The organism is Sinorhizobium terangae (genome assembly GCF_029714365.1).
Classification (GTDB): Bacteria; Pseudomonadota; Alphaproteobacteria; order Rhizobiales; family Rhizobiaceae; genus Sinorhizobium; species Sinorhizobium terangae.
The window spans coordinates 996386-1022522 of sequence record NZ_CP121660.1; the positions used below are offsets into that span (position 1 = coordinate 996386).

The 26137-nt window shown below is 62.1% G+C and carries 20 protein-coding genes; 1 reads left to right on the forward strand and 19 read right to left on the reverse strand.

Translation table 11 applies throughout. From position 1 onward, the window contains the following. Positions 1-26: 26 nt before the first annotated feature. The 9 genes from QA637_RS23370 to QA637_RS23410 form a co-directional block, all read right to left on the reverse strand. Entirely contained in the window at positions 27-782 is a 756-nt protein-coding gene (locus QA637_RS23370; RefSeq protein WP_283067229.1) for a FadR/GntR family transcriptional regulator, read from the reverse strand. Between the two features lie 20 nt (positions 783-802). Then, positions 803-1771 carry a galactofuranose ABC transporter, permease protein YjfF gene (gene yjfF, locus QA637_RS23375; protein WP_283067231.1) on the reverse strand — a complete coding sequence of 323 codons (969 nt, stop codon included), beginning with the start codon at positions 1769-1771 and terminating at the stop codon, positions 803-805. Further along, the gene (locus QA637_RS23380; RefSeq protein ID WP_283067233.1) at positions 1768-2793 is read right to left on the reverse strand and encodes an ABC transporter permease; all 1026 of its coding nucleotides are present in this window, start codon (positions 2791-2793) and stop codon (positions 1768-1770) included. The genes yjfF and QA637_RS23380 overlap by 4 nt, the downstream gene beginning before the upstream one ends. Next, on the reverse strand, positions 2790-4307 hold the full coding sequence (ytfR, locus tag QA637_RS23385) for a galactofuranose ABC transporter, ATP-binding protein YtfR (protein ID WP_283067234.1): 1518 nt from the start codon (positions 4305-4307) through the stop codon (positions 2790-2792). The genes QA637_RS23380 and ytfR overlap by 4 nt, the downstream gene beginning before the upstream one ends. A gap of 142 nt (positions 4308-4449) precedes the next feature. Further along, positions 4450-5412 (reverse strand): galactofuranose ABC transporter, galactofuranose-binding protein YtfQ, encoded by a 963-nt coding sequence (gene ytfQ / locus QA637_RS23390; protein ID WP_153439296.1) that lies wholly within the window; start codon positions 5410-5412, stop codon positions 4450-4452. A 129-nt stretch (positions 5413-5541) separates the two neighbouring features. Continuing rightward, entirely contained in the window at positions 5542-6588 is a 1047-nt protein-coding gene (locus QA637_RS23395; RefSeq protein ID WP_153439294.1) for a glutathione synthase, read from the reverse strand. A gap of 9 nt (positions 6589-6597) precedes the next feature. Next, positions 6598-8475 carry a flavohemoglobin expression-modulating QEGLA motif protein gene (locus QA637_RS23400; RefSeq protein WP_283067236.1) on the reverse strand — a complete coding sequence of 626 codons (1878 nt, stop codon included), beginning with the start codon at positions 8473-8475 and terminating at the stop codon, positions 6598-6600. After that, positions 8472-9302 carry an N-formylglutamate amidohydrolase gene (locus QA637_RS23405; protein WP_283067238.1) on the reverse strand — a complete coding sequence of 277 codons (831 nt, stop codon included), beginning with the start codon at positions 9300-9302 and terminating at the stop codon, positions 8472-8474. The genes QA637_RS23400 and QA637_RS23405 overlap by 4 nt, the downstream gene beginning before the upstream one ends. 147 nt (positions 9303-9449) lie before the next feature. Then, positions 9450-9662 (reverse strand): hypothetical protein, encoded by a 213-nt coding sequence (locus tag QA637_RS23410; protein WP_153439288.1) that lies wholly within the window; start codon positions 9660-9662, stop codon positions 9450-9452. Positions 9663-9984: 322 nt separating this feature from the next. Between QA637_RS23410 and QA637_RS23415 the strand changes: the two genes are divergently transcribed. After that, entirely contained in the window at positions 9985-11769 is a 1785-nt protein-coding gene (locus QA637_RS23415) for an adenylate/guanylate cyclase domain-containing protein (RefSeq protein WP_283067240.1), read from the forward strand. A gap of 278 nt (positions 11770-12047) precedes the next feature. Here QA637_RS23415 and QA637_RS23420 read toward each other — a convergent pair whose 3' ends face one another. From QA637_RS23420 to QA637_RS23465, 10 genes are all read right to left on the reverse strand, one after another. Then, positions 12048-13001 carry an alpha/beta fold hydrolase domain-containing protein gene (locus tag QA637_RS23420; RefSeq protein WP_153439284.1) on the reverse strand — a complete coding sequence of 318 codons (954 nt, stop codon included), beginning with the start codon at positions 12999-13001 and terminating at the stop codon, positions 12048-12050. Between the two features lie 67 nt (positions 13002-13068). Next, positions 13069-14388, reverse strand: a complete 1320-nt coding sequence (locus tag QA637_RS23425) for a glycosyltransferase family 4 protein (protein WP_283067242.1) — start codon at positions 14386-14388, stop codon at positions 13069-13071. Then, positions 14385-16604 carry a hypothetical protein gene (locus tag QA637_RS23430; protein WP_283067243.1) on the reverse strand — a complete coding sequence of 740 codons (2220 nt, stop codon included), beginning with the start codon at positions 16602-16604 and terminating at the stop codon, positions 14385-14387. Before QA637_RS23430 ends, QA637_RS23425 begins: the two co-directional genes overlap by 4 nt. A 10-nt stretch (positions 16605-16614) precedes the next feature. Next, complete coding sequence (locus tag QA637_RS23435; RefSeq protein ID WP_283067244.1) at positions 16615-17346, reverse strand: hypothetical protein; 732 nt, start codon at positions 17344-17346, stop codon at positions 16615-16617. Between the two features lie 10 nt (positions 17347-17356). Continuing rightward, a complete protein-coding gene (locus QA637_RS23440) occupies positions 17357-18619 on the reverse strand; it encodes a glycosyltransferase family 4 protein (protein ID WP_167528220.1) in 1263 nt (420 codons plus the stop codon). Further along, positions 18616-19458 carry a class I SAM-dependent methyltransferase gene (locus QA637_RS23445; RefSeq protein WP_283067245.1) on the reverse strand — a complete coding sequence of 281 codons (843 nt, stop codon included), beginning with the start codon at positions 19456-19458 and terminating at the stop codon, positions 18616-18618. Before QA637_RS23445 ends, QA637_RS23440 begins: the two co-directional genes overlap by 4 nt. Next, entirely contained in the window at positions 19455-21698 is a 2244-nt protein-coding gene (locus QA637_RS23450; protein ID WP_283067247.1) for a glycosyltransferase family 2 protein, read from the reverse strand. The genes QA637_RS23445 and QA637_RS23450 overlap by 4 nt, the downstream gene beginning before the upstream one ends. 72 nt (positions 21699-21770) lie before the next feature. Continuing rightward, entirely contained in the window at positions 21771-22430 is a 660-nt protein-coding gene (locus tag QA637_RS23455) for a calcium-binding protein (protein ID WP_153439274.1), read from the reverse strand. A 381-nt stretch (positions 22431-22811) separates the two neighbouring features. Further along, positions 22812-24236, reverse strand: a complete 1425-nt coding sequence (locus tag QA637_RS23460) for an HlyD family type I secretion periplasmic adaptor subunit (RefSeq protein ID WP_283067249.1) — start codon at positions 24234-24236, stop codon at positions 22812-22814. Further along, positions 24233-26002 (reverse strand): type I secretion system permease/ATPase, encoded by a 1770-nt coding sequence (locus QA637_RS23465; protein ID WP_283067251.1) that lies wholly within the window; start codon positions 26000-26002, stop codon positions 24233-24235. Before QA637_RS23465 ends, QA637_RS23460 begins: the two co-directional genes overlap by 4 nt. Between the last annotated feature and the right edge of the window lie 135 nt (positions 26003-26137).

Consider the following 26137-nt stretch of genomic DNA (forward strand, 5'->3'; position numbering starts at 1 on the left):
TTTTGTGCGTCCAGGCGTTCGGCGTTTCACGATCCACCCTGAAGAGGGATCGTGCCTACCCTTAGGTCAAGCATAAGTCGTTCCTGGCCCACCCGGATCACGTTCTCCATAGCACTTCGGGCACCGTCCTCATCGCGGCGTTGGATCTCCTCGACGATGCGGATGTGCGCCATCGCGACACGGTCGATGTCCGCCTCCTCGGGGCTTGGACTCGTAAGTTTGAAAACGCCGATCAGCGCCGCTTCGATAAGGCTGCCCACCGTCCGCATGAAGGGATTGAGGGAGGCTTCGAGCAAGTGGAGATGGAATTCGAGGTCGGCGTGCGCCAGCGTCTGGGCGCTGTGCCCGGCGTCGCCCATGGCAACGGCAAGCCGCATCATCTGGCTGATGTCCGCTTCGGATGCCCGCCGTGCCGCCAGCCCCGCGGCATAGGGTTCGAGGGCCAGTCTCACCTCGCTCAGGTGATGCAGGAAATCCCGGTCGACGCCTGCATTGAAATGCCAGGAGAGGACATCGCCGTCGAACAGGTTCCAATTCGTCCGCGGCATGACGCGCGTCCCGATGCGCGCACGCGGAAAAACGAGCCCCTTGGCCGCGAGCGTCTTCATCGCTTCGCGCAGGACCGTGCGCGAGACTCTGAAGCGCGCCGCAAGCTCCGCGTCGCCAGGCAGTATGTCGCCAACGGCAAATTCGCCGCCGACCACTGCCTGGCCCAACTCATCGACGACGAGCTGGTGACTTGTGCGCTTCCCCGGTCGTTTGGCGAAGGTTTCCGGCGGCATTCACACGGTTCTCCGCTCGCTCAGGCGCGTTGTCGGGCATCGCGCGACAGGTGGATGATCCCCTTCTGCAGAAGGATAAAGGCAAAGAGAAGCGCGCCGATCAGGATCTTTGTCCACCAGCTGGAGAGCGATCCGTCGAAGGTTATGTAGGTCTGAATGAGGCCCTGGATGAAGATGCCGACAAGCGTTCCGGCAACAAAGCCCGATCCACCGGTCAAGAGCGTGCCTCCGATGACGACGGCGGTGATCGCATCAAGCTCGACGCCGACCGCGGCAAGCGAATAGCCAGCCGACGTGTAAAGCGAAAAAACAATGCCGGAGAGGCCCGCGAGCAGCCCCGAGAGGGCATAGATCTTGACCGTTGTGCTTGCGACCGGGACGCCCATGAGCTTCGCCGTCGCGGTGCCGCCGCCAAGCGCATAGACGTTCGTGCCGAACCGGGTCCTGTGAGCGATGAGGATGCCGACGGCGAAGACGAGCAGCATCAGCCCGCCGATGACGGTGATGCGCCCGCCGCCTGGCAGTTTGTAATAGAGCCCTTTCAATATTGCGTAGAACGGATGCTTGATCGGAATGGAATCGATCGACAGCACGAAGGCCATGCCGCGAGCGAGGAACATTCCGGCCAGCGTCACGATGAAGGCCGGCATTTCGAGATAATGGATGATCATTCCCATCAGCGCGCCGAAAAGCGTGGTTATCGCGAGGACCAGCGCGAAGGCCATGAGCGGGTGCATGCTCGTATGTTCCAGCACGACCGCCAGAAAGACCCCGGTGAAGGCGATGACCGATCCGACCGAGAGGTCGATGCCTCCCGAAAGAATGACGAATGTCATGCCGACGGCCGCGATGCCGAGGAAGGCACTGTCGGTTAACAGATTGCCGATGACGCGGGTGGAGAGAATGTTCGGATATTGGGCGGCGCAGAGCGCATAGCTTAAGACGAAGATTAAGATCGTTGCCGTAAGCGGCAGATATTTCTGCTTCATTTCGCCTCCTGCTCGGTCGTTTTGGCCGCTCGCCGTGGGACAGCGAGGAAGGCAAAGGCGGTGCGGAAGCGCGGCGACTGAAGCACCAGGATGAAGACGATGATTGCCGCCTTGATGATGAGGTTGAACTCCGGCGGGAAACCGGAAAGCAGGATGCCGGTATTGATCGCCTGGATGATAATCGCCCCGAGCACTGACGCGGCGATGCTGAAGCGGCCGCCGAGAAGGGACGTGCCGCCGACGACGACCGCCAGAATGGCGTCGAGCTCCAGCCAGAGGCCCGCATTGTTGGCGTCGGCCCCCCTGATATCGGCAGCGGCGATGATCCCGGCGATCGCGGCGCTGAGGCCGGAAAGCATATAGGCGGCAATCAGAAGCACCGGTGTGAGAACCCCCGACAGCGTGCTCGCCCGGCGATTGACGCCGATCGCCTCGATCAGCATGCCGAGCGCGCTTTGCCTGACGAGCAGTGCGACGAGAACTCCGAAAACCAGCCAGACCACGACCGGCATCGGTAGCCCGGCGAAGGAACCGCTGCCGATGAAGATGAGGCCGGGATCATTGAAAGTCAGAATCGCGCCTTCGGTCACCAACTGGGCGATGCCTCGCCCGGCGACCATCAGCACAAGCGTCGCAATGATCGGCTGAATGTCGAGGACGGCGACGAGAACGCCATTCCACATACCGCAGAGGATGCCGACCGCAATCGTGATGAGGAGCGTTTCAAAGAGCGAATGGCCGGCCGTGATAAAGGACGCGGCTACGGCACCGCAAATCGCCATGACCGCGCCAACGGAAAGGTCGATGCCCTTGGTTGCGATGACTACGGTCATGCCGATCGCCAGCAGCACGACAGGAGCGCCCCGGTTGAGGATGTCGATCAGACTGCCGTAGAGGCGGCCGTTTTGAATTTCCAGGTTGAGAAAACCGGGAAATGTCATTGAAATCGCGATGAGAATAGCCGAAAGGGCAATCAGTTGCGGCAGCAATCGGGCGAGATAGGTCCGGAGGATCGGTATCACGATGCCCTCCGCTCGTTGGCCGCGGCAATCGCCTCGACGATCTGATGCGCAGTAATGCGCTCTCCGTCGAGTTCGGCGACGTGGGCGCGGTCGCGAAGAACAATGATCCGAGTGCTGTAGGCGACCAGCTCTTCGAGTTCCGATGAAATGACGATCAGTGACATCCCCTTCTCACGCAGCGATTCGATCAGCCTGACGATCTCGGCATGTGCGCCAACATCGATGCCGCGCGTCGGTTCGTCGAGAATCAGGAATTCGGGTTCGGTGGCCAGCCAGCGGGCGAGGATGGCTTTCTGCTGGTTGCCGCCGGAAAGCAGCTTGATCGGCTTTTCCCTGTCGGCCGTTCGGATATCCAGTGCCCGGATATAGAGGTCGGCCAGCCGGTTCTGCTCCGCGCGCGAGATCGGCCGCGTCCAGCCCCGTCTCGCCTGCAGAGCAAGAACGATGTTCTCGCGCACCGAGAGATCGCCGACGATGCCGTCGGTCTTGCGGTCCTCCGGGCAAAAGCCGAATTTTCGGCGAATGGCGGCCCGAGGCGACGACAGCTCGACGCGGCGGCCGTCGATTTCCGCTGTGCCGCTGTCGGCTCGATGGGCACCGAAGAGTACCTCTGCCGTTTCGGTACGGCCCGAACCGAGCAGACCGGCTATGCCGACGACCTCACCCGCCCTGACGTCGAGATCGAAAGGATCGATGCGTCCTCGCCGGCCGTAATTCCTGAACCGGTAGCGCGGCTCGCCTTGCGCTGCGTGAGCCTCGGCTGCGTGAATCTCCGCTGCGAGTTCGCGGCCGATCATCATTGCGATCAGATCGCGGCGGTCGAGGTCGGCGGTGTTGCGCGTTCCGACAAGCCGCCCATTCCTGAGCACCGTAATGCGGTCCGAAATTTCGTAGACCTGCTCGAGGAAGTGGGTGATGAATATGATGCCGAGGCCGCGTGCCTTGAGGCGCCGGACGATGCGAAAGAGCATCGCGACCTCATGCGCATCGAGACTCGCCGTCGGCTCGTCGAGGATCAGCACCTTGCCCGAAAGGTCGACGGCGCGGGCGATGGCGACGACCTGCTGGATGGCGACCGAATAGCTCGCGAGCGCGCGGGTGACGTCGAGCTCGAGCTCGTATTCGGACAGAAGCTCGCGTGCCATGCGGTTCATCGCCCGGATGTCGACCATGCCGAAGCGGCGCGGCTGCCGTCCAAGAAACAGGTTCTCGGCGACGCTGAGGTTCGGCAACAGGTTCACCTCCTGATAGACTGTTCCTATCCCCAGCCGCTGGGCATCGAAGGTGTCGCGCGGGTCGACTTCGACCCCGTCGAGCAGGATGCTGCCGCCATCCCGGCGGTAGGCGCCGGTCAGGCATTTGATGAGCGTCGATTTGCCGGCGCCGTTTTCGCCGAGAAGCGCGTGAACTTCGCCTCGCTGGAGATGGAAGTCGACCTTGTCCAAGGCCTTGGTTCCGGGAAAGCCCTTGTCGATCCGGACCGCCGTAAGAATGTTGTCGCTGCTGGCTTGCATGGATACCGTCTCAGGAAAGTCGAGACCGGATGGAGACAACAGTGCCGCATCGCGGCGACGTCTGCTCGTTTCTGGTCGGACTCTCTTTGCAGAAGGGCAGAAGCGACCCGCACCGGATCTGCCGGGCGGGTCGCAAACGAGATCAGTAGCCGAGGCCCTTCTTCTCCTCGTAGACCTTCATCGGATCATCGGCTTGTGTATAAAGCTTCGATTCCGTCTGGATCCATTTTGCCGGCGCCTTGCCATCCTTGAGGTAGGCGGCGAGGGCGTCGAAGGCGGGACCGGCCATGTTCGGGGTCAGTTCGACCGTCGCGTTGGCTTCGCCCGCGGCCATGGCCTGGAAGATATCCGGAACGGCATCGATTGAGACGACGAGAATGTCCTTGCCCGGCTTCAGGCCGGCTTCCTTGATGGCCTGGATCGCGCCGACGGCCATGTCGTCGTTATGGGCGTAGAGCGCGCAGATGTTCTTGCCGCCGCCTTCCGCCTTCAGGAAGCTTTCCATGACTTCCTTGCCCTTGGTGCGGGTGAAGTCGCCGGTCTGGCTGCGGATGATCTTCAGGTTGTCGTGGCCAGAGAGGGCCTGTTCGAAGCCCTTCTTGCGGTCGATCGCCGGCGACGAACCAGTCGTGCCCTGAAGCTCGACGACGTTGCAGGGCTTGCCGGCAACGGTATCGGCAAGCCACTTGCCGGCGACGTTGCCTTCGTGGACGAGATCGGAGGTCACAGCGGTCAAATAAAGATCGTCGGATGCGTCGACCGTGCGGTCGAGCAGGATGACAGGAATTTCCGCATCCTTCGCCTCTTGCAGGACTTCGTCCCAGCCGGTCGCGACCACGGGAGCGACAAGGATAGCGTTCACGCCTTGCGCGATGAAGGAACGAATGGCCTTGATCTGGTTTTCCTGCTTCTGCTGCGCATCGGCGAATTTGAGATCGATTCCGCGCTGCTCGGCCTGCTGCTTCGTCAGCGTCGTTTCAGCGGCGCGCCAGCCGGACTCCGATCCGATCTGGGAAAAGCCGACGACGAGTTCCGCGGCCGATGCGCTGCCAAAAGTGCAGGCAGCAAGAATCGTTGCACTCGCGAGTGCCTTCGCAAATTTCATGATTTCCTCCCAATGAAAGCTGCTCTCCATGCAGCTGCCGAGAAAAAATCATATAATATTACTTTTGTAAACTCACGTTTGAAATCATCCCGCATATTCGCGCCAGAAATCGGGCGGCCACTTGACGAGTCAAAGCGTCGCCAGCGTGCGGTTCGATAATGTCCCCGAATAGAGTTGTCGGATGCTCAGCTTGTTTTCCAGCGCGATGATGATGTCCTCGCTGAAGTCCACGCCGTAAAGCGCGGCGATCTCCGGGAGGGCTCCGGGACTGTAGACATTGATCTCCAGTATCTTGTCGCCGACGATGTCGAGGCCGACCAGGAACATTCCGTCTTCCACGAGTTTTGGTCGGAGCTTTTCCGCCAGGGCGAGGATTTCCGGCGTGACCGTTGCCGCTTCGGGCGTTCCGCTGGCGTGCATATTCGAGCGCACATCACCCTTGGCCGGCACCCGGCGGAGCGCGGCATGAACGCCATCGCGCTCCAATGGCCGTCCGTTCATGAGAAAAAGGCGGACGTCACCGGCAGTCGCTTCGGGCAGGTAGGTCTGGGCGATCAGGTACCCTTCGCCGCTGGCAACCTCGAATATCTGATTGAGGTTGGCTTCTTCCCTGGAACTGATCTTGAAAACGTTCTTGCCGCCTGATCCCTGCAGTGGCTTCAGGATCACGCCATCAGGATGCGCATCGATGAAGTCGCGGATTTCCTCGATGCTCCGGGAGATCATTGAGACGGGGCGAACAACTTCCGGAAAACCTTGCAAATAGAGCTTGTTCTGGGCACTCGCCAAGCCAGCCGGATCGTTGACGACGATCACGCCGCGATCGGCTGCCAGATGTCCGAAATTCACGCCGGCATAGGCCGCCCAAGAACGCTTTTCGGCATCTTCCGAAGGATCGTTGCGCAGAAAAAGCACGTCGATGTCATTGGCGTCGATCGTCTTGATCTTTGCCCGCTCGTCCTTGAGCGCATTGAGCAACGTCTCCGGCTTTTTCGGTTTCGGGCCATGCAGGGTCGTGGCGCGGACTATCAGGCTGTCGTCGGAACGCAGCACGAAATCCCCCGGCATGACGTAGCAAACATCGTGGCCACGGGCGAGCGCAGCGAGCGCAAGCCAGGTCGTGGCGTAATAGGTGGCCTCGCCTTCGATGGAATTGACGAAAAAGGCGATGCGCATGTCCGGCTCCTAATGTTCGACCATGTCGAGCGGCGACATACCGGCGCGTGCTCTGGCCAGGCGCGAAGGTGCTTCCGGATTATCAAGAAATATAGGGTGCACGGCCGGCACACCAAGCAGCCCACGGGCACTCAGTTCCTGCATGACGCCAAAATGCGAAGCGGCGATCTTTCCCATCCAGAAGGGCTCCAAGGCGCCGTCGGCCGCCAGATGGGCGAGGAGTTGCAGAAGGCCGCGCAGATAGATCGCATCCTTGGCGAGACCCCCGCTGCGATAAACGCGCAGGACGATGTTGAAGGCATCGGCTTTCAAGAACCCGTGGTCCTCTATAAGCAGTCGATAAGCTTCCGGCAGCGATGCGCCATCAAGCATCGCGGCGCAGGCGATGACACGGGCGGCGATAAGGCGCAGCCGCTCGCTGCTCAAGCCACCCGTCAGAAACTCCGCGAAGACCGCCAGCCCCTCCTGCATGCCTTCGTATCCGGCGAGGCCTGAGCGGAAAAGGCGCAAGCCCTGCGCCGAGCCGTTGAAATAGGTCAGCAGGTGGACGCCGATCTCGTGGCTCAAGATCGGCTCGACACGTTCGACTTCCATCGCCGTGCTGCGTGCAATGAGCAGGCGGTGGCCGGAAACCATGAGGCCCGAGGGAAGGTCATCACGCACTTCAACGGTGGCGTCAAAGCCGGCATAACGCCGCCGATACTCGGCGATCATCGCGCGCGCCTGTTGCTCGACGAAATAGCAATCGGCGTGGCGCTCCGCGATTCGCGCCTGGCCCCCAGCATTGGCGTTTCCATCGCCGGCCCGGGCAAGAATATCCCGCGCAGCCCGCAGGAGCTCCGGTTCGACGGGGCCATAGAGCGCCCGCCCGAATTCAACGAACTTTGCGGTTTCCCGAACGGAAAGCAACGAAAGCTGAAGATCCAGTTCCTGCTGTTTTTCGCGGTAGAGCTGGTACAGCACCGGGTCTTCGAGGTGGTCGAAGGCGATAGAGAAGAGTTTCCTCTTTGCCGCCTCGACCTCCAGCGTCAGCGGACGATAGAGAAAGCGCGGGGCTCGCCGGTACTCGCTCGCGGCAAAGTCGCTCCATGCCGCGTCGGCATTGATCGGGGTCACCGCGAGTAGGAAATCGAACGTCGAGGCGACCTCGTCGATATGCCGGTCGGCGCGTACCACGGCGTCGATGAAGGCCTTCCTGCCGAGCGCCCGATGCGTCGAGATGTTCATGCTTTTGGTGGCCCTGACGAAAGCCGCGAAGGCTTGCAGGCCCGCATCGAAGATACTGGCGATCAACCGTTCACGAAGCTGCGGATAGATGTTGCCGGACTCACGTTGCCGATAGATCGGTGCAAACCGCACCCGAAGACAGGGAAACGGCAGGTCCACTCCGTCGGCTTCACGAAGTTCCACACGCGGCGTCCGGAACTTCGCTTCGGTTGCCTCGGCCGCATTGGCGAATGCTTTGGCGGCAATCCGGGCGGGCCCTTCCGGGCTTGCCGTAACCTCGATCTTGAATGGCGGAAGGTATGGCGCGTCGTCGGTCAACAGTTCGTCGCGGGCGAGTTCGCCCATTTCCAGAACCATGAAGGCACCGAGACGCCTCTTGAGCAGCGCGCCGACGGCTTCGACGACCGAGGCGGCAACCTTGGCATCGGGCGCAATGAGGTAGGATGCATTCGCTTGGGCGATCTCGCGGGCGACCGGACCGTCTTCGTCGCCGGAGATGTGCAGGCAAAGAAAGGGAAGCGCGCGGTCGATATGCAGCCTTCCGCCGTCAGGAAGGTCCTTTCGCACGGCCTTGCCGGCCTTGAGGCATACCAGGATCTCGGCGAGCCACTCGGGCGTATCTGGAGTGTCCCGAGGGGCGGGCGCGGCGGAACGTTTCATTGGTCCGCTCCCAAAGCGTTGACAAGCGACGGCAGCGTCGACGAGACGAGCTTCCTCAGCGCTACAAGCGCCTCCATGTTCGGCTCGCCCGTCCACTCGTCCATGAAGAATTTCTTGAATTCGACGGCAATGGCGCAGCCCGTGTCGGGGAAGCGCTCATGGATAAATCGCGTCTGTTCACCTCTGCCCTGAAATGCGATGTTTTCGCGGACGTCGAGCCGCCGCCCGTGGAAGTCGGTGGAGCGCAAGGCCTTGACGAAAGCATCCACCACTCTTGCCCATTTGACGCGATCCATCGAAAACGTGCCGATATTGACCTCCGGTGCGGCTTCCGCTCGCGTCGCTTCCGCTTCGGGGCCGCTGCGCCGGTGGTTGTAGCTGTGGACGTCGAGAACGACGAAACGCCCATGGCGCCGCTCGATGCCCGCCAGCATCGCTTCGAGCATCGCATAATATTCGTCATGCATCGCCAGCGATGCCTCGACCAAATCGTGCGGGGGCTGACGGGTCCAGACTTTGAGACCCCAGGCCTGCTCCGGCCTCACATATATCGCACCGTCGCGGGGGCGATTGATATCGACCTCAAATCTCGACCGATGAACAACAATCCGGTTCGGGAAATCGCGGATGATGAACTCGGTGAAGGGATCTTCCTCGCGCAGCCGCTCCGCGGCCGATAGAGTAATGAGACGTTCGACCGCGCCGCGCACTGCGTGGCCATTGTGAATGGCCGTGGCGAGGATCGGAGAGTCACCACGATGCTGTGTCCACCATTCGTCGTCGAGACACTCCGTCAACACCTTGCTCGGGCAATCCGGTCTATTCATCTCAACGCTTTCGCAGCCGTATTCCGCGTATCGGTGACACAGCTACAATTCAGAAATGAACTTTTCGGTTCCGCGCATGGGCGCAAAAGATGAGCCGCGTCGCGCGGCACAGTCTGGCCCTCATGCGAAATCAGTCGGGCTTCCGCCTCATGCGCGATTGATCGTAGGCAGCAGGAGTTGTACCTCGCGCTGTCTTTCCGGTCCCAGTATCTCGACGTTTTTCCTCCAGAACGCCTCGGCCGCCACAGGCTCCGGCTCCCAGTTTCTGACCGAGGTCTGGTTATCGTCGATCACCACCCGGCGATGACCGCCGAGGCGCAGGTATTCTTCTGCCAATTTGCAAGCGTTTGTTCGTTCCATGGCCCTCACTCCAGGCTGTTCCGGGGTGTTCGACTCGGCGGCGCCTCGGCGGATACTGCATATCCGAAACGTTCCGGGCGCATGGACGTTCCCGAAACACAGGCCTTCGCGAAACGAGGCGCTCGTCCAACCGATGTCCATGATATTTATACGCGCTTGGCACCGCCTTGTTCAACACTGCGCATCGGTTGAGGCTATCGCTCGGCGAGCCCACGCCGGCCTCGCCGTTCCGGCTCGACGCGCGCTACGCCTGTTTGCGGTCGATAATGCCTTCGGCGAGACCGTGTGATACCATTCGGCGTTTCATCGAGCTGGGCGGCGCATGCATCGGAAGCTGGCTGCAATTCTGGTTGGGGACTTCGTGGCTTCGACGTCGGCGATGGAGCTCGACGAGGAGCAGACGATCGCGCGCGTCGTCGATTGCATGAGCCTCATCGGCGAGGTCGTGGCGAGTTTTGGCGGTAGGGTGTTCAACACGGCAGGAGACGCGATCCTTGCCGAATTCTCGAGCCCGGTGAATGCGCTGAGGGCGGCGATGGAGGCGCGACTGGCCATCGGATCCGTGCCGCGCACGTGCACGCATGACATGCGCTTTGGCCTGCATCTCGCCGACGTCGCGGTCGTCGGCGACGACCTGCGCGGCGATGGCGTGAACATTGCCTCACGTATCGAAGCCTCCGCCGAACCGGGGGAGATCGAGGTCTCGGAGGCGCTCTACGATCAGGTCCGGCGCGTATCGCCCTGCGCCTTTGAAGCGATCGGCGAACGGCACCTGAAGGGCGTGTCGGAGCCGGTCAAAATCTACCGCGTCGGCGCCGCCATGGACCGCCACCGCTTCCAGGTCGCGCCGACGCGGGCGCCACCGCCTTCATCAATCAGGCCGAACTCCGTGGCTGTCGCTCCGTTCACGACGGCGTCGGTCGCGGATCAGGACCAAACGTTTCTTGCAGAGGGGATGACCGACGACCTGACGCTCGAACTCAGCCGCCTGAAGAGCCTTTTCGTCACCTCGCGCTCAGCCTCGATGGTGTTGCGAACGACCGATCCGGTTGAGATCGGTAAGTCGCTCGGCGTGCACTATGTCGTTGCAGGCTCCATCCGCAAGGCCGGCAGCTATGTCCGGCTGAACATCTCGCTCGCAGGGACGGAGCGGGGGCACCTGGTGTGGTCGGATCGCATTCAACGTCCCTTCGAGGAAATTCTCGACGTCATGGACGAGATCACCGCCCGCGTCGCGGCAACCGTTTCCGGTCGGATCGAACAGTCCGAACTCGCCGCAGCGCGTCTGAAGCGGCCAGAAAGCATGTCCGCCTACGAACATTATCTCCGCGGCCTCGACCATCATCGGCTGGCTGGGGTGGCCGACTTTCACCTTCACGAGGCGATGCACTGGTTCGAGAAGGCGATGAAGGCAGATCCGAGCTTCGGCCGGCCCTTCGCCATGCATATCTGCTCCTGGAGTTCGCTGCCGAGTTTCGATCTCCGTCTCGGCGAGCTGCAGACAGCGCATGCGCTGGAACTCGACCCGACAGACCCGGAGGCGCACCGTGTCATGGGCTCGCTCAAGATGAAAAGGGGCGATTTCGCCGCCTCGCGCTTCCATCATGAGAAAGCCATCGAGATGGCGCCGAACGACGCTTACACGATCGGGCGATGCGCCGCGTTTTATCTCTTTGCAGGCGAGCCCGAACGAGCGCTCCAGCTTCTTGACCGCGCGGAAACGCTCGATCCGTTCCTACCGGTTTGGATAACAGAGGAGCGCGTCGCGTCGCTGTACACGCTCGGACGTTACCAGGAGATGTTCGATGTCTCGCACAAACTGCCATTCCAGACGCGACGCACTTACATTTATCGGATCGCAGCGCGCATGGCCTGTTCCGACCTCGACCGCGCCAGGCAGCTTGTCTCGCAGGCTATTGCGCTCGACCCGACGCTCTCGGTCGAGTATTTGCGCATGCAGGAGCTTTTCGAGGATGCAGCGATAACCGCGAGCCTCGTTGATCGAGCGCGTGCCGCAGGGCTCCCGGATTCGCCGGCGACAGGCGAGATTGCTCACGTCTCCTCTTCGCATAGTCGCAACGATGTGGCGCAAAACACGCTGCCATAAAGGATCGCCACACGGCTACATGCGATCTGGCCGCCGTGCCGGCGCCGCGCTGCGCCGCGGCTGGAGCGTTGCATGCCCTGCAAGCGCGAGTTGTTCGAAGGACGTCGGATAGTGGAGGGGGCTTGCAGTCCGCAGGACCTGAAGTTCTCTTTCGCCGCTACGGAGCTCCCCCAAGGTGACTTGAGGGTCCCGTGCCTAGAGCATCCTGCTTTCAAGTGGAATCACTGAAAGCAGAAAAGATGCTCTAGATTCAAAGTTCGAGAGCGTCCTTTGCGCATTCATTTGAACGCGCGGCGCTCTAGATTGTGCGAAGCCATGCGGCTATCAAGCTCTTGTAGCCGGCGCGCGAAGCCTGGATCGCCCGGTCGCAGCGCCACGACCTCGGCTAGCTTGTCGCGAGCAACCGCAAGTTCCCCGTCGCGGATATGGCGGTTGGCGCGGTGATAGAGGAAGTTGACCCGTTCGATGGCCGAAAAGCCGCCGCCAAAGCGCCGATGAACCCGGTCGGCCCAGGCGGGATGGCGGGCGATTGCCGCGATCGCGATCTGATAGGGACGCATGGGTGCGTCGACCCGGGCTGCGTGGGCCAGGGTGTGCAGGCTCCGGCCGTCGTCTGCTCGGCAGGCCTCGATAAGCGAAAGGGCGCGCGCGGTTCCGGTGAATGCCCGGACCGTGCCGTGCCCCGTCATGTGCACCGGGATGAGGCGCGTATCCGATTGTAGCGTCGCAATCCTCTCGGCGTGGCGACGATCGACGGCATGGAAGGGGTCGTAGAAAATATAGGCGCTGCCGGCAGCGTGGTCGGCTGCAATCCCCATATTGGCATGGAGATCGGGCACGAAATGACGCGTGAAGCGGCCGTCGAAAGGCACGGCCTTGGGGTCTATCGAGAGTTGCGGGCAAAAGGCGATGGCGACGGTGGCGTCGAAGCGGCGCCGGTAGCGCAGCGCCGCGTAGCCGCCTTGCGAATGGCCGTAGAGGATGCGCTCCGACGCTGCGCGAAGTATCGGCACCGCCGCGCTCACCGCCTTCACGACGCTTGCTGCGGGAAACCAGTTCGGCCGCCTGCTGATGAAACCGAGCGCGGCAATGTCCGCTTTCTCGCAGAGCCGCTGACCCCAGAAGCGGTGGCCGTTCGCCTGCATTTCCATTTCATTGAAGGTGACGAGAAGGTACGCCGACGATCCGGGGCGATGTATCACCTCGAGGTTTTCGTCGGAATAGATGAGCATGTGGAACTCCGGGCCTCGATATCACTTCACTCTTCGGGAAATATGACGCGTTTCCTCCCAATGCGGTTCAGGCGGGCAGCGGGACCGGATCGTAATGTCCACCAGCCATCGCGCTCCGCTTTTCCTCGAGCAGCCGGCGATAGAGGTCTGCATGGGCGCGAGCGGCATCGACATGGCTGATCGGCGGCCGCAGGATTGCATGCAGCCGATCCCAAACCTTCGGCTCGCCAAGCACTTCGATGAGCCGATCGGCCAGGTCCTGGGCGCTGCCGGCACGAAAATGCAGCCCGTCCCTTCCGTCCCGAACCTGCTCGGCCATGCCGCCGATGTCGGAGCAGATGATCGGCCGACGGTGATGCAAGGCCTCCTGGATAACGACGGGCGAGTTTTCCCACCAGATGGACGGCAGGACCACCCAGTCGACGGAACGCATCAACCGCGGCATGTCCCCATTTTGATAGGCACCGTAGAAGCGCACCCTGCGGCCGGCTTCATCGATAAGCTTCTTGATCCTGTCCTGGAATTCCGTTGGCTGGCGTTCAAGGTTGCCGCCGAAGATCATCAGGCAGGAGTCCTCGCCCCATATCTCCTGCGGCACGCGTGAAACAGCATCGATCAACACATCAATGCCTTTAAACGGCGTCATCTGCCCGAAATAGGCGAAGCGGTTTCGCCGGCCGGTCTGAGCCGGCAGGTCTCGCAGCGGCGCGATCTCGCCAGGCACTATTCCATTGTCGATCACAGAGAGTTTCTCCGCGTCGATTCCCCATTCGACATACCGCGTGGCGAGGAACATGCTTGGAGAGACGAAGGCGTCGGCAAGGCCGAGCATGCCGCGCAAGAACTGTTCGCGCTTCAGGAAACGGGGGACGGGGATTTCGGGAAAACATCCGTGGCAACTGATTGGAGAAGCCTTGCTGCAGAGTTGACCTGACGGTCGCTTCACCATTTGCCCGTGATTATGGCAGATGGACAGATATTCGTGGAAGGTCACCAGGATAATCGCTTCCGGTAGTGCCTCGCGAAGGGCGTAGAGTGCCTCCACCCCCATGCCGATCAGGTGATGGAAGTGGACCACATGAGGTGTGACGTCGCCGACAAAGCGCAGGAGGTCGCGACGGATCGCTTCGGTATCACCGTTAGAGAGGAAGAAGTGATCGTAGTCGTCGAGGTGGAAGAGGACTTCGTCAGGTGCGAGACGGTGGCTCATGAGCGCCGACGCACCATGGCGTGGGACGGGATGGCCTACGCGGGCCAGATAGATCGATTCGACACCCGGCAAGGCGTTCAGGCCCTTGTGAAGGCTATGGGACGCTATCTCCGCGCCCCCGAGCGACATCGCCGGGTGGCCATGTGAAACAACGAGAACGCGGAGCCGGTCGCTCATGCGGAGACCTCTTCGAGCCAATTGCCTGCACTTTCCGAGGCCGAAGCCCAACGCGCAGCGAATATTCTTCGGTCGATCCGCTCAACGAGGGGAGCGAGTGTCGCCGTCGCTGCGCTGGACGTTTCATCGGCCCCCAGCATCTGCACCGATGGTAGCCAGTAGGAGGGTATTCCCGCGCGGTTGAACCTGAGGCCAAGGTCCAGCCCTTTTTGCTGGGAGCCGAGATAGCCGCCGGAAAAACCTCCGGCGGCGAGGAAGGCTTCGCGCGGCATGATGCAGCACTCCAACGACGCTGCCGCGACCTGGGTCAATTTGAGGCCGGTTACGGCGCTCAGCGGATAGCCCGCATACCGACTCGATGCCGGATACTCCGATTGGCCGGCCGGCCAGCTTCCGGCCCAACGGACCGAATGGTCCTCATAGGCAAGCGTGGGGGAAATGACTCCCCCTTGTGCTTCATGGGCGGCCACGAGCTTGCCGTACCAGCCGCCTCGGAGCGGCAACAGCGTGCCGGCAAGCAGAATCACTGTCTCTTGTGACAGTGCCCGTACCCCCGCTTCCAGAAGGTCGTAGAGATCACCGGTCTCCTCAGCGGCCATGAGCTTGAGCGACAGCCGGTAGAATTGCGCGAGTTCCTTGATGCGGCCGGCCTGCCGCCGAAAGCGTTCCGCGGGCATGACGAGCACGATAGGCGCCACGCGGGTCTCTGGATCGAGCGCCAAGAGTCCTAGGAGGGGGGCAATATCTCCGTCTTCGGAGTCCTCAGCTGCGATGATGATCGGCGGACCGCCTGCCTGCTCGAAAGGACCAGCGTCGACGGTGGCCCCAATCCATGGAGAATTCCTCTCCGATGCGCACAGGAAGGGAACGATCTGGCGATCGACGATTTCCGCGAGCCCCCAGTGTTCCGGATCGATGGAACTGATCTGGCGAAGGGCGGCCATGCGAGGCGGAACGCGCACCGGTATGAGGGGTATGAAGGCGCGACGGGAATCCGTGAGCGTCAGCTCCAGATGGAGGGGTGCAGCCGAATCCCAACCGAGGCCGCTCGCAAAGGCGATGAAACCGTGAGAATGGTTTCCATGGCCGAATGCGCTCCGGAACGCCGGCTCGTCGGTGAATGCTTCCGTCACGTCGGAGCGCTCGATCCGGGTCCAACGATCGTCGATCCGCGCTGCTGTCCGCTCGGCACAGAGCTTGACGCTCTTGACGTGGGCTTCGGGGTCGAGCAGCCAGCCCGAGATCAGGAGAGCGCCGCCGTTTGCCTGAAAGGCGAGGTCGATTCCCATCCGCACGGGAACGGGGAGCGTGGAGACGGTCTCGCGGCCCTCGAAGCTGTTTGCGGCGGCGCGCAGTTCCAAAAGAACCTGCGGCGAGCTGCGGGTCTGAAGCAGCACGGAGCGAAGATGGCCGGGGGTCTCCGAAGGGCCGGCAATCTGCCGGTGTTCATGGACCGGCGCATATCGCCAACCTCCGCGCCCGCGATAGACGAGCCCCTCGATGTCACGAACACGGAGCGGCTCTTTTGTTGAAAGCAGCCCGACGAAACCCGAGCCTCCCGCCGGAACGTCCGGACGGAGAAAGGCGGCAATCCCACAGTCGCAAACCACGGGCTTGCCGCTGTTCACCAACACGCGGCAAACGCCGGGTTCGATGTTGTGGCCCCATCCCTTGACGAAGATTACTCCATCGTGAGTTTCGCCAAGGAGTTCTACGAAGCCGTCGCTTCCCTTTCGGGACTGCAGCAGAACGATTATCGCCGAGAGCCTTCGCGGGCCGATGGACTCTTGCATCAGCCCGTCGACCAGCGAATCCAGCACACTGCCGAGTTGATCCCCGGCAAGTTCGGCCAGGATCGCGGAGGCATCACTCACCGGGACTGACCGCGGCGTAAAGATCAATCGCTTGCCGGACTCCTCCTCGCCGAAGCGAAGGGTCGCGAGCGGGCGATCGGTTTCCTTTATCGGCAGCAACGCCGCGAACCCATGTGTGGCCGCAGTAGAAGGCAAGGCCAAGCGCCAGCCGGTGATGGAGGCCGTCACCCGGGTGGCTACGTCGTCGTTGATCTCCGCCGAAAAGGTTCCGGCCATCGGTTCGCCGGTGCCGATGACGAGTAGAAGTCCTTCGTCGATGGGGGAGGCGAGCACTCGCCCACCCCTCATGATCCTGGCGGCAAGCTGGGAGGGAAAAGGAAGGGCTTGTTCTACAGCGACCATGTCGAGCCCCTCACGCGCCCGTGAAAAGCGCGAGGCCGGCGCCGGCGGCAAAGCCCACGAGAACGAAAAGCAAGAGCAGCAAGGGCTTCAACTCCGCGTTCGAGCGCTTCTGCAAGCCGCCAAGGTTCTTCTCCATTGCCGCCACGACGCCATCGAGCCGCATGAGGTGGACATCGAGATCGTCCAGCCGTTGCGCGACTTCGGAGCGGAGGCTTGCAACGGCATCGCCGATCGCGGTCAAACCTTGTGTCTCTGTTTCGCCGCTCTCGTCGTTCTGCGTGCGCAGGAGAGAGCGCTGCGACACCTGCAATTGTCGCTGCGCTGCCATCAGGACATCGAGCTTGTCGAGAACCTTCGTCAGCGGCGCGGCAATGAGGGCTTCGGCCGCCTGCTCGTCGGGGCGGGGGACACGAAGCCTCCGCTCCGTGCCTCGTCCATCCAGGGCCGTCACGATGAGTTCGGACGTGCGCGTGGCTGCCGCCTCCGGCAGAGCGATCTCGAAGGCGTGGCTGCCATCGCCGATGCCGTTACGCTTGAGGTCGGGACGATTGCGGTCGGCGACGGCCTCGGCGATCACGCTGCCATCGAGGATCACGCGGATGGTGAGCCGCTTGTCGGGCGTGGCCGGATCGAATGCCCAACCGAAGACGCGGCCCTGATCGATCGCGTCCACCCGGCCGTTCATGGGCCTCGCATTGTCCTGTTCCGGGGCGGCGGTTGATTTTTCGGCAACAACAGACATCGTTTTTCCTCTATGCCGCTTCGATACGTGCCGGCTCGATCGCATCGATCAGGTCGAGATAGCGTCGTGCGGTCGTATCAATGTCGTCGGGCTCGCGGGCGTTTGTGGAAAGGCGCTGGCCCAAAGCCGGATCTTCCACGAAGCGGCGCATGGCGGATGCCAGCGCACGCGGATCGTTGGGCGCGACGGTAAGTCCATTGACACCGTCGGCGATCATCTCGGCCATGCCGCCGATGTTGCTGACGATGACTGGCCGGCCGAGGGCCTGCGCCTCCTGGATGACCAGTGGCGCGTTCTCCCACCAGATCGAGGGAACGATCGTGCAGTCGACCGCGGCGATGAGGTCGGCGACATCCTCGCGGCGATACGGGCCGCGCTGTTGCACCACGGGAGCCGTTTCGCCAAACAGCCGCGTGATCTCTTCCCTGAAACTTTCGCTCTGGAAAGGGGCACCGCCATGGACGCGCAGCTCGAACGGTACGCCGTCGGCAATGAGCTGTCTCGCCGCCTCCAGCAGCACCGGTACGCCCTTCCACGGATTGAGATTGCCGAAATAGCCGAATACGGGTCGGTCTGCATTGATCCGAGGCGGGGCGGCGGGGGCGTCTTTCCGTGGCAGTCCGTTCGGAATGACGCTGATTGCATCTTCCTCTAGCCCCCATTCTATGAAGCGCTGCCGGAGGAATCGGCTCGGTGCAACGAAACGGTCCACGTCGCGAAGCAGGGCCTTCAGATGACTTTCGCGCAATACGAAGCGGTCGAGGGCTATGTCCTTGAAGCAGGCGTGGCAGCGGTCGGGGCTTGCTTTGTGGCAAAGTTCCTTGCCGGTTGTGCGCACCATCAGCCCGTCGTGATGGCAGATAAGATAGTAGTCATGCAGCGTCATGACGATCCGGCACTCCGGTAATGTGCGGCGGACGATATGCGGGAACTCCGCGCCGAGCAGGAGCAGATGGTGGATGTGCACCACGTCTGGCCGGAACTCGCGCAACAGTTCCGCGAGGTCCGCAACGACGCCGTAGAGATCGATCTGGCTCATGAAGAAGCGGTCGAAGTGACCGGACCACAACAAAACTTCATCGCCTGCGGGGCCGATCCCCTGAAAGCTCGTGCCAGGCCGCGCCTGGCGATGGATCTGGTTTACGGCGCCGAGGAAGAGCGTTTCGCAGCCGGCCCGCCGGTAGGCTCGGAACAGGTCGTGCGCGAAGATCTCGGTGCCTCCGGGATGGAGTGCCGGATGGTTGTGGGCGGCAACGAGAATGCGCATGCTCAAGCGCCGCTCCCCCGCTGCTCGGCAACAAAGACATCCTGATAGTGATCCGCGGCCTGCCCGCGCCAGGAGCCGAGCGACTTTGTGATCGCTGTGAGACCGGCCCGGCCAAGAGCACCGTCGAGGAAACCGTCGTCGAAGCCAACCGCGGCAAGCCGGGGCAGCTCGGGGACGAACCAGCAGGGCCCGTCGCCATCGCGCTGGAACGCCAGGCGCGGATCGCGCCTGCCCGTTTCATTTGCTGCTGCAACGGAGTCGACAACGAAGGCGGTCATGAACAGGCGTCCGCCCGGACGAAGGAGCCGGCCGATCTCGCTCAGATAGACGAGGACCTCGTCCGGCGGCAGGTGAGTCACGATCGATGTCATGATGACGAAATCGAAGTGACGGTCGGCATAGGGCAGTTTCAATGCCTTGCCGCTGATCTTGCCCTGCGGATTGTAGAGGTCGTGCGCGATGTCGACCCGCTGGAACGCGAAGTTCGGGTAGGCGGGGGTGACAAAGCGCCGGCACCAGGCGATGCCGCCTTCGACGGGGTCGATGCCACTGTAGCGCCCCTTCTCGAAGTCCAGATACTGGGTGAGCGGAACCGCCATCCGGCCGATACCGCAACCGATGTCGAGCACGCGGCTTTCCGGCAGCAATCCGCCCATCCGTATGAAATGGCCGAGGAATTCGGCACCGACCGCCTTGAAGTCGCCATCGCCGACGAAAACGCTATCGGGGGCCGGTTGCGGCAGAAAGCGGTTGCGCAGGACGGCGTCCTGTAACCACTGAACCCGATCCTCACGGGCAGGCGCCGAGGCCGGCGTGCTCTCTTGACGCAGCGCGATCTCGCTCATGCGGCACTCCTTGCTTCTGCTTCGCCGCCGAAGGAGGCGATTCCTTCACTGCCGCTGCCGGCAGCCATCAGGTCGGCGATGTCGTCGTTCCAGCGCTCGGAGTGCAGCCAGGAATTGTATTGGCTGGCGACACCGCGCATGTAGTCCTGGCTGCGGCGGATCGACCGGCGCTCGAAATGATAAAGGCAGGCCGATGGCTCATAGCCAATGTCGTAGCCGCACCTGCGGATCTTGAGGCACAAATCACTGTCCTCGTAATCGCCGATGACATAGTCCTCGGTGTATCCGCCAACGCGTTCGTAGATATCCCGCCGCGTGACCAGGCATGCGCCGGTAACGCCCGGAACGGAGCGAGCGACCTGCGCTGGCGCATAGTCACCCGGCATGCCCTTGTGGAAGTGGTGGTTGAGCCACACGCCGTGCCGGTCGCGCGCGAAGTAAAGCCCGGCATGCTGCAGTGAACCGTCCTCGAAGATGAGCTTCGGACCAATGGCGCCGAGCCCTTTCTGTTCCATGAGCGGCCGCATGAGCGCCTGCAACCAACCGGTTGATGTGGGCACGACGTCGGAATTGAGCATCACCAGCACGGTGCCTCTTGCAAAGCGCGCACCGGCGTTGCAGGCCCGGGCATAGCCGCCATTGCGGTTCATGACCACGAGCTTCATCGGCAGGCCGTGGAGCAGATGGAAGCCGCCAAGCAGGTGTTCCGTCTCGTCCTGGATTTCGGGAGAATCCAGCACATAGATGATCTCCGCGTTCTTCGCGAGCCAAGGGTCCGTCGCCATGCCGGAGAGCTGGAAGCGCAGGAAATCGAGAACCCGGTACAACGGCACGACGATAGAGACGATCGGCGCCTCCTGCGGCAGGCCGTAGTCCTTCGTGTAGTCGACCTCTATCGTCCTGCCCAGGCGCCGTTCCACATCCTGCAGCGCCGGGGCAAGTATCGTGCGGAAGGCCTGGTCGATGGCGTGCTGCGGCGGGACTGCACGCAGGATGCGGTTGCGCTGTGCCGTGGGCTCGAAGGGCTGCGGCTTCGGCACGAGGGGCTTCACTGCGCCGGAGGCGAGCCGCATCTGGAAGCGCGGCTGGAGGAGGGTGCCCAATGGCTCATTGAGCGGCAGCCAGGCAACAAAGCCGGTAACGTCCGTTCTGGAGTCCTCTTTTGCTCCGCGCGCCCAGGCGGGAAACTCATACCAGTTGCCATCGAGTGGCACCGCCGTGCCATCCTCTTTCAGGTAGTCGATCCCGGCGAGAATGCCCGTGGGGTCGTGCGACCAGCCGCCGGCGAGCAGACCGCCCGAAAGGGCGAGAGCAAGGTCGACCTCGGCGGCGGGATGCATCGGCGATTTGCCGATCTGGCGTGCAGGAAGCGGGGTGCGAAGCTGCAGGTCGGCGGCCATTGCCGCGCCGCCTCCCGGCACACCCGACAGTGAGCGCACGACAAACTCGCGCAGTTCCGGTGCGCGGCCACGTTCGGTCCACCAGGCTTGAAGGCTCGGGTAACGCGGATTGCCGGGAACCAACTCCCGGACCGCAATGCCCCTTTTCCCCTGCAGCACCAAGGACTGAGGCAGCCTCGAACATTCGACGATCAAATGGCACGGCCTCAGGTTCTTCTCCCCGTGGATGCCAATGCGAGACTGTGAAGCGAGCGGCATAAGGACGTTCGCGCTGAGGGCGTAGACGGCGCTGATCTCGCCGAAATCAGCACTGATGGCGGTCTCGACAAGGTATCGTCCTTCAGCGACGGGGCAGGCGACCTTGGCGGGCCTCGACCGCGAGGTGAGTGCGTGAAGCGCGTCCTCGACAACGCCGACAAAAAGCGGATCCCTGGACATTCGGAACGCGCTTCGCCAGGCGGTCAGCAGATTGCTGAGAAATTTGATGCAGCCCTCCGGCGCAAGGTTGGCAAACAGGGCCTCGACATCGAAGGGGGGCAGTTCACCGACGGGCCGAAGGGTAACCGTTTGAAGGTTGCCGCTCTCGGTCGAAATCTGCCCGCAGGCCGGTTGCTCGCCGGGACGCATGGCCCAGAGGATGCGCTGGCTGCCGGTGGTGAGTGAAAGCGTGGTGCTGACAAGCGGGACCGGTTGGTCTTGCATGACGAGTGTACACTTGGCTGCGGAGGGCAGCCTGGCGGGAACATCAAGGATCAATACGGCTACATCGGAGCCGAGCCGAAAGGCCTTCGCATCGCCGAAAACAACGCTGGCGCCCCTCGTACGGTCGTCGAACGTCACACGCCACTCCTCTGGACGGTTTGCAAGAGATGGCACGCCCCACGGGAGGAGGCAGGGCGCGCCCGTTCAAACTTAGTGGACGGTGAAATAGTTCTCGGGATGAGCCTGAATATCTTCGGCGTCCGCGTTCACCAGCGTCAGGGTGTCGCCATGGCCGAGGTCGATCACGACATTGCCGCCGACCTGGGTGATGCGTGAAGCGAGATCCTCGGGCGCCGTGACGTCCAGGCCGTTGATGCCCTTTGCGATCTGCAGAACGTCCTCGCCGGGGGTGAAGTCGAGGATAACGTCGTTGCCGCCACCGCCATCGAACACGAAGACATCGCTGCCGTGGCCGCCGACCAGGAGATCGTTGCCTTCGCCGCCATTGATGATGTCGTTACCGGCGCCACCGTAGAGCAGGTCGCTGCCCTTGCCGCCGACGAGGAAGTCGTTGCCTTCGCCGCCAAGAAGGATGTCGTTACCCTTGTCGCCGTCGAGCAGGTCGTCGCCCGCTCCGCCGACCAGGTTGTCGTTACCCTTTTCACCATAGAGAAGATCTGTGCCTTCGCCGCCGAAAACTGTGTCGTTTCCGTCGCCGCCGAACAGTAAGTCGTCACCTCCGTCTCCGAAGATGATGTCGTGCCCCTTGCCTCCGTTGACGAAATCATCACCTCCGTGGGCGCGAATGAAATCGTCAAAGCGAGAGCCAAACAGGGCGTCGTCGTATGCGCCGCCTTCCAAAGTGGCCATCTGCTTACTCCTCTTCGTCGTTTGATGCATGCATCATCGGCAGGGAGCCGAGATTGCGTGCCGGAGTGTGCATCGCAAAAAATGGGAAGGCAACATCCAGAACAGGAATAAACTCGTGTAGTTTCGACATTATTTTCGTATTTTCACGAAGAGTGTGAACATGTGCCAATATTGGTACAATATATTTTTAGGAGTTATTATTATCGCAATGCCCGTAAATCGCTTCAAAATTCAAAGTAATTTGTGCGATGCGATCGTCGTCTACCGCATGCTTCCTTAAATCGGATCCCGATTTAAGAATAAGAACATGCAGCGATTCAAAGTGCTACAGCGGCCTTTGCGCGTCCGATTGGACGCGCGGCGCTGCAGTGGCATTTTCCGTCAATCTTCCCGGAATGCCCGGTTGAAGCTGTCGGTGACCGGGGAAACGAGATAATCGATTGCCGAACGGGCCTTGTGCACGATCAGCACCTCGGCGGGCATGCCGGGATAGAGGCGGATATCGGGATTGGCGGCGAGGGATTCCGGGGCGACCTCGGCACGTGCCACGAAGTAGGAGACGTTGGATTTCTCATCCACCGATTGGTCGGCCGCGATATAGGTGATCTTGCCGTCGAGTGGCAGATGGGTGCGCTGATTATAGGCGGTCAGGCGGATCTGCGTCTTGGAGCCGATTGTTATGCTGTCGATGTCGCGCGTGCTGACATGCATTTCGACAAGCAGCGGCTCGTCCTCGGGGACGATGTCGAGCAGAGGCTGGCCGGGGGTGACCGCGCTGCCGGGCGTCCGCAGCTGTATGTTGGCAATGACGCCGGCCTGGGGAGAGCGGATCTCGAGGCGGCGCAGGACGTCCTCCGCGGCGATCATTCGCTCCTCGACATCCGCGAGCTCGAGCCGCGCGGTGGTGATCTCTCCGGCGATCTCCGACTGGAAGTCGCTTTCTATTCCGGTCAGCGCGAGCTCGGCGCCGGCCATGGCTTTTTCCGCCTGGGCCTTGTCACCGGCGACTTCACCGCGCGTTGCGGCAAGTTCGCTGAGCCTGCCATCGATCTCGATGAGCTTCGAGCGCTGGGCAAATGCCTTGTCGACCAAGGTTGCGATTGCGCTCCGCTGCTCGTTCATGAGCTCGATCTGGCGCTCGGTCGCCTGAAGCTGCGCGGCGAGAGACTTGGCCTTCTCGGAATATTCCTCGATGGTCTTGCGCTGGATCTCTACCTTGCCCCTCTTGGCTTCGCGGCGTTTCTCGAAGAACGCTGTCTCAGCCATGACGGCATCGTGAGCGGCCGTGTCGTCCGTGCCGGCGAGATCGACGGGAAAGTCTATCTCCGCCGCTCCTGCCTGCTCGGACCTGAGACGCGCAAGCTTTGCGATCAGACCGACACGCCGGCTTTGCAGTGCCTGGAGGTCGGAGCGGGCACGCGTGTCCTCGAGCTTGATGACCGGCTGCCCGGCCACGACGTGATCGCCCTCCTGAACCAGGACGCGGCTCAGGACACCGCCTTCGAAATGGCTGATCGTCTTGCGCTTGGAGTCGACGACGACGGTGCCGCTGCTGACCGAGGCGCTGCTGAGCTCCGTCGAGAAGGCCCAGCCGAAGAATCCTCCGAAAGCAACCAGGATCGTCGTCAGCCCCGCAATGACGAGGCGCCGGATGGGTGAACGGGTATGGTCCTCCGGGAGGTCGTGTTCAGGCGCGGCCGCGGAAAGCGGCGCACCTGCACGGACCGGCAGGCGGCGTTCCGGATTGTCGGCCTTGACGAGGGGCTGAGCATCCACGCGAACGGGCAGGATCGGTTCTTTCATCATGAGGCGGTACCTTCGCGACGTGTTTCACCCGGGATCATGGATGCGACAACGTCCGTGCGCGGGCCGAACTGGGTGACGCGGCCGCCTTCGAGCACGAGCAATTTGTCGGCGACCTGCATGATGGCCGGCCTGTGGGCGATGAGGATGACAATGGCTCCGTCGCGGCGTGCGTCTTCGACCGCGCGGATGAGGGCTCGCTCGCCGATCGCATCAAGATTGGCGTTGGGTTCATCGAGGACAATGAGACGCGGGCGGCCGTAAAGGCAGCGGGCGAGCGCGATGCGCTGCCTCTGCCCGCCGGAAAGCGTCAGCTGCCCTTCGCCCACCGGCGTATCGTAGCCGAGCGGCAGGCGCCCGATCATGTCGTGGACGTCGGCGAGCCGTGCCGCTTCGAGCACCATGTGGGGATCGCTTTCTTCCATGCGGGAGATGTTTTCGCGGATCGTTCCCTCGAGGAGGGAAACAGACTGGGGGAGGTAGCCTGCCACCTTTCCGAATGAACTGCGCTCCCAGAGATAGACATTGTTGCCGTCAAGGAAGACGCCACCAGCCCTGGGCTTGAGGATGCCGACAAGCAGCCGCGCCAGGGTGGACTTGCCGGCGGCCGAGGGGCCGACGATACCCAGGACCTCCCCGGGTGACAGCGAGAAGGAGATGCCCTTAATGATCGGCACGTCGACGCCGGGAGCGGCGTAGACCAGCTTGTCCACGACCAGGTCGCCCTCGGAGCGCGGAGTCGGCATGGTCTGGCGGACCGCAAGGTCTTCGCCGAGCGCTGTCTGGATCCGGCGCCAGCCGGCTATAGCCAGTATCCATTGCCGCCAATTCTCGATGACGGAATCGAAGGGCAGCAGCAGGCGCCCGACGAGAATGGTCGTCGCCATCATCGCGCCGGGGGAGATCTCCTGTTTCATCACGAGCAGGGCGCCCGCGCCGAGCGATATCATCTGAATGGCAAAGCGCAGGCTGCGGGTAATCGAGGCCATCGCCCTGCTTCTGATTCCGCTGGCCTCCAGCACGCTGAGGGCGTGCAACTGCGCGGCGCGCCACTTATTCGCGAGAGCCGGCAGCATTCCCATCGCCTCTATTGCCTCGGCGTGGCGTAATGTCGCACCTATTTTCGAGACTGCCTCAATATTAGCCTGGCTTGCCTCTTTCATGAGCTGTCGGGTCAAAAGGTCGTTGAGGAGGCCGCAGCAGACAAGCACCGCCACGGAAATCGCCCCAATCATCCCGAAGAGTGGGTGCAGCAGAAAAAGCACGCCCAGAAAAATAGGTGACCAGGCAGCGTCCAGCGGAGCGCTGACCGCCGATGAGGTCAGAAAACCGCGCAGCTCGGTCAGGTCCCTCAACGACTGCGTCGCGCGGGCAAGCCCTTGATCGGCCGAGGCTTGCACTGCAGCGGTGAGAACCGGCAGGTTCAACCAGCGCACCACGGCACTGCCCATCGCCTGAAAGGTAAGGGCGCGGATGAAATCGAGTATGCCGAGAACGACAAGCGCGCCGAGTGCCAGGATCGTCAGCATCACGAGCGAGTCCATGCTCTGGCTATTCAACACCCTGTCATGTACCTGCATCATGTAGAGCGGCATGGTGAGTTGCAGGAGGTTGATACAGGCGCTGAGCAAAGCTGCATAAAGAAGTGTCACAACAAAGACGCGACGGGCACGCAAGACTAACATCCTTGGGTTGATCGTCCCGTTTTGCGACGGCTTTGGCCCGATTTGGCCCTTGCTAATCATTTGATTCGGAACAGTATTACGCATTGGCGATTTTTCCGGATAAGGGGTGTAAGCGAGGGCGCGATCTGGGTCAGATTCACTCAAATCACAGTATTGCTGCGATCAGTGTGGCACAATAAAGATCGCTTGCTCAAGTTCAGGAAATTCGGGGGGCAGGGG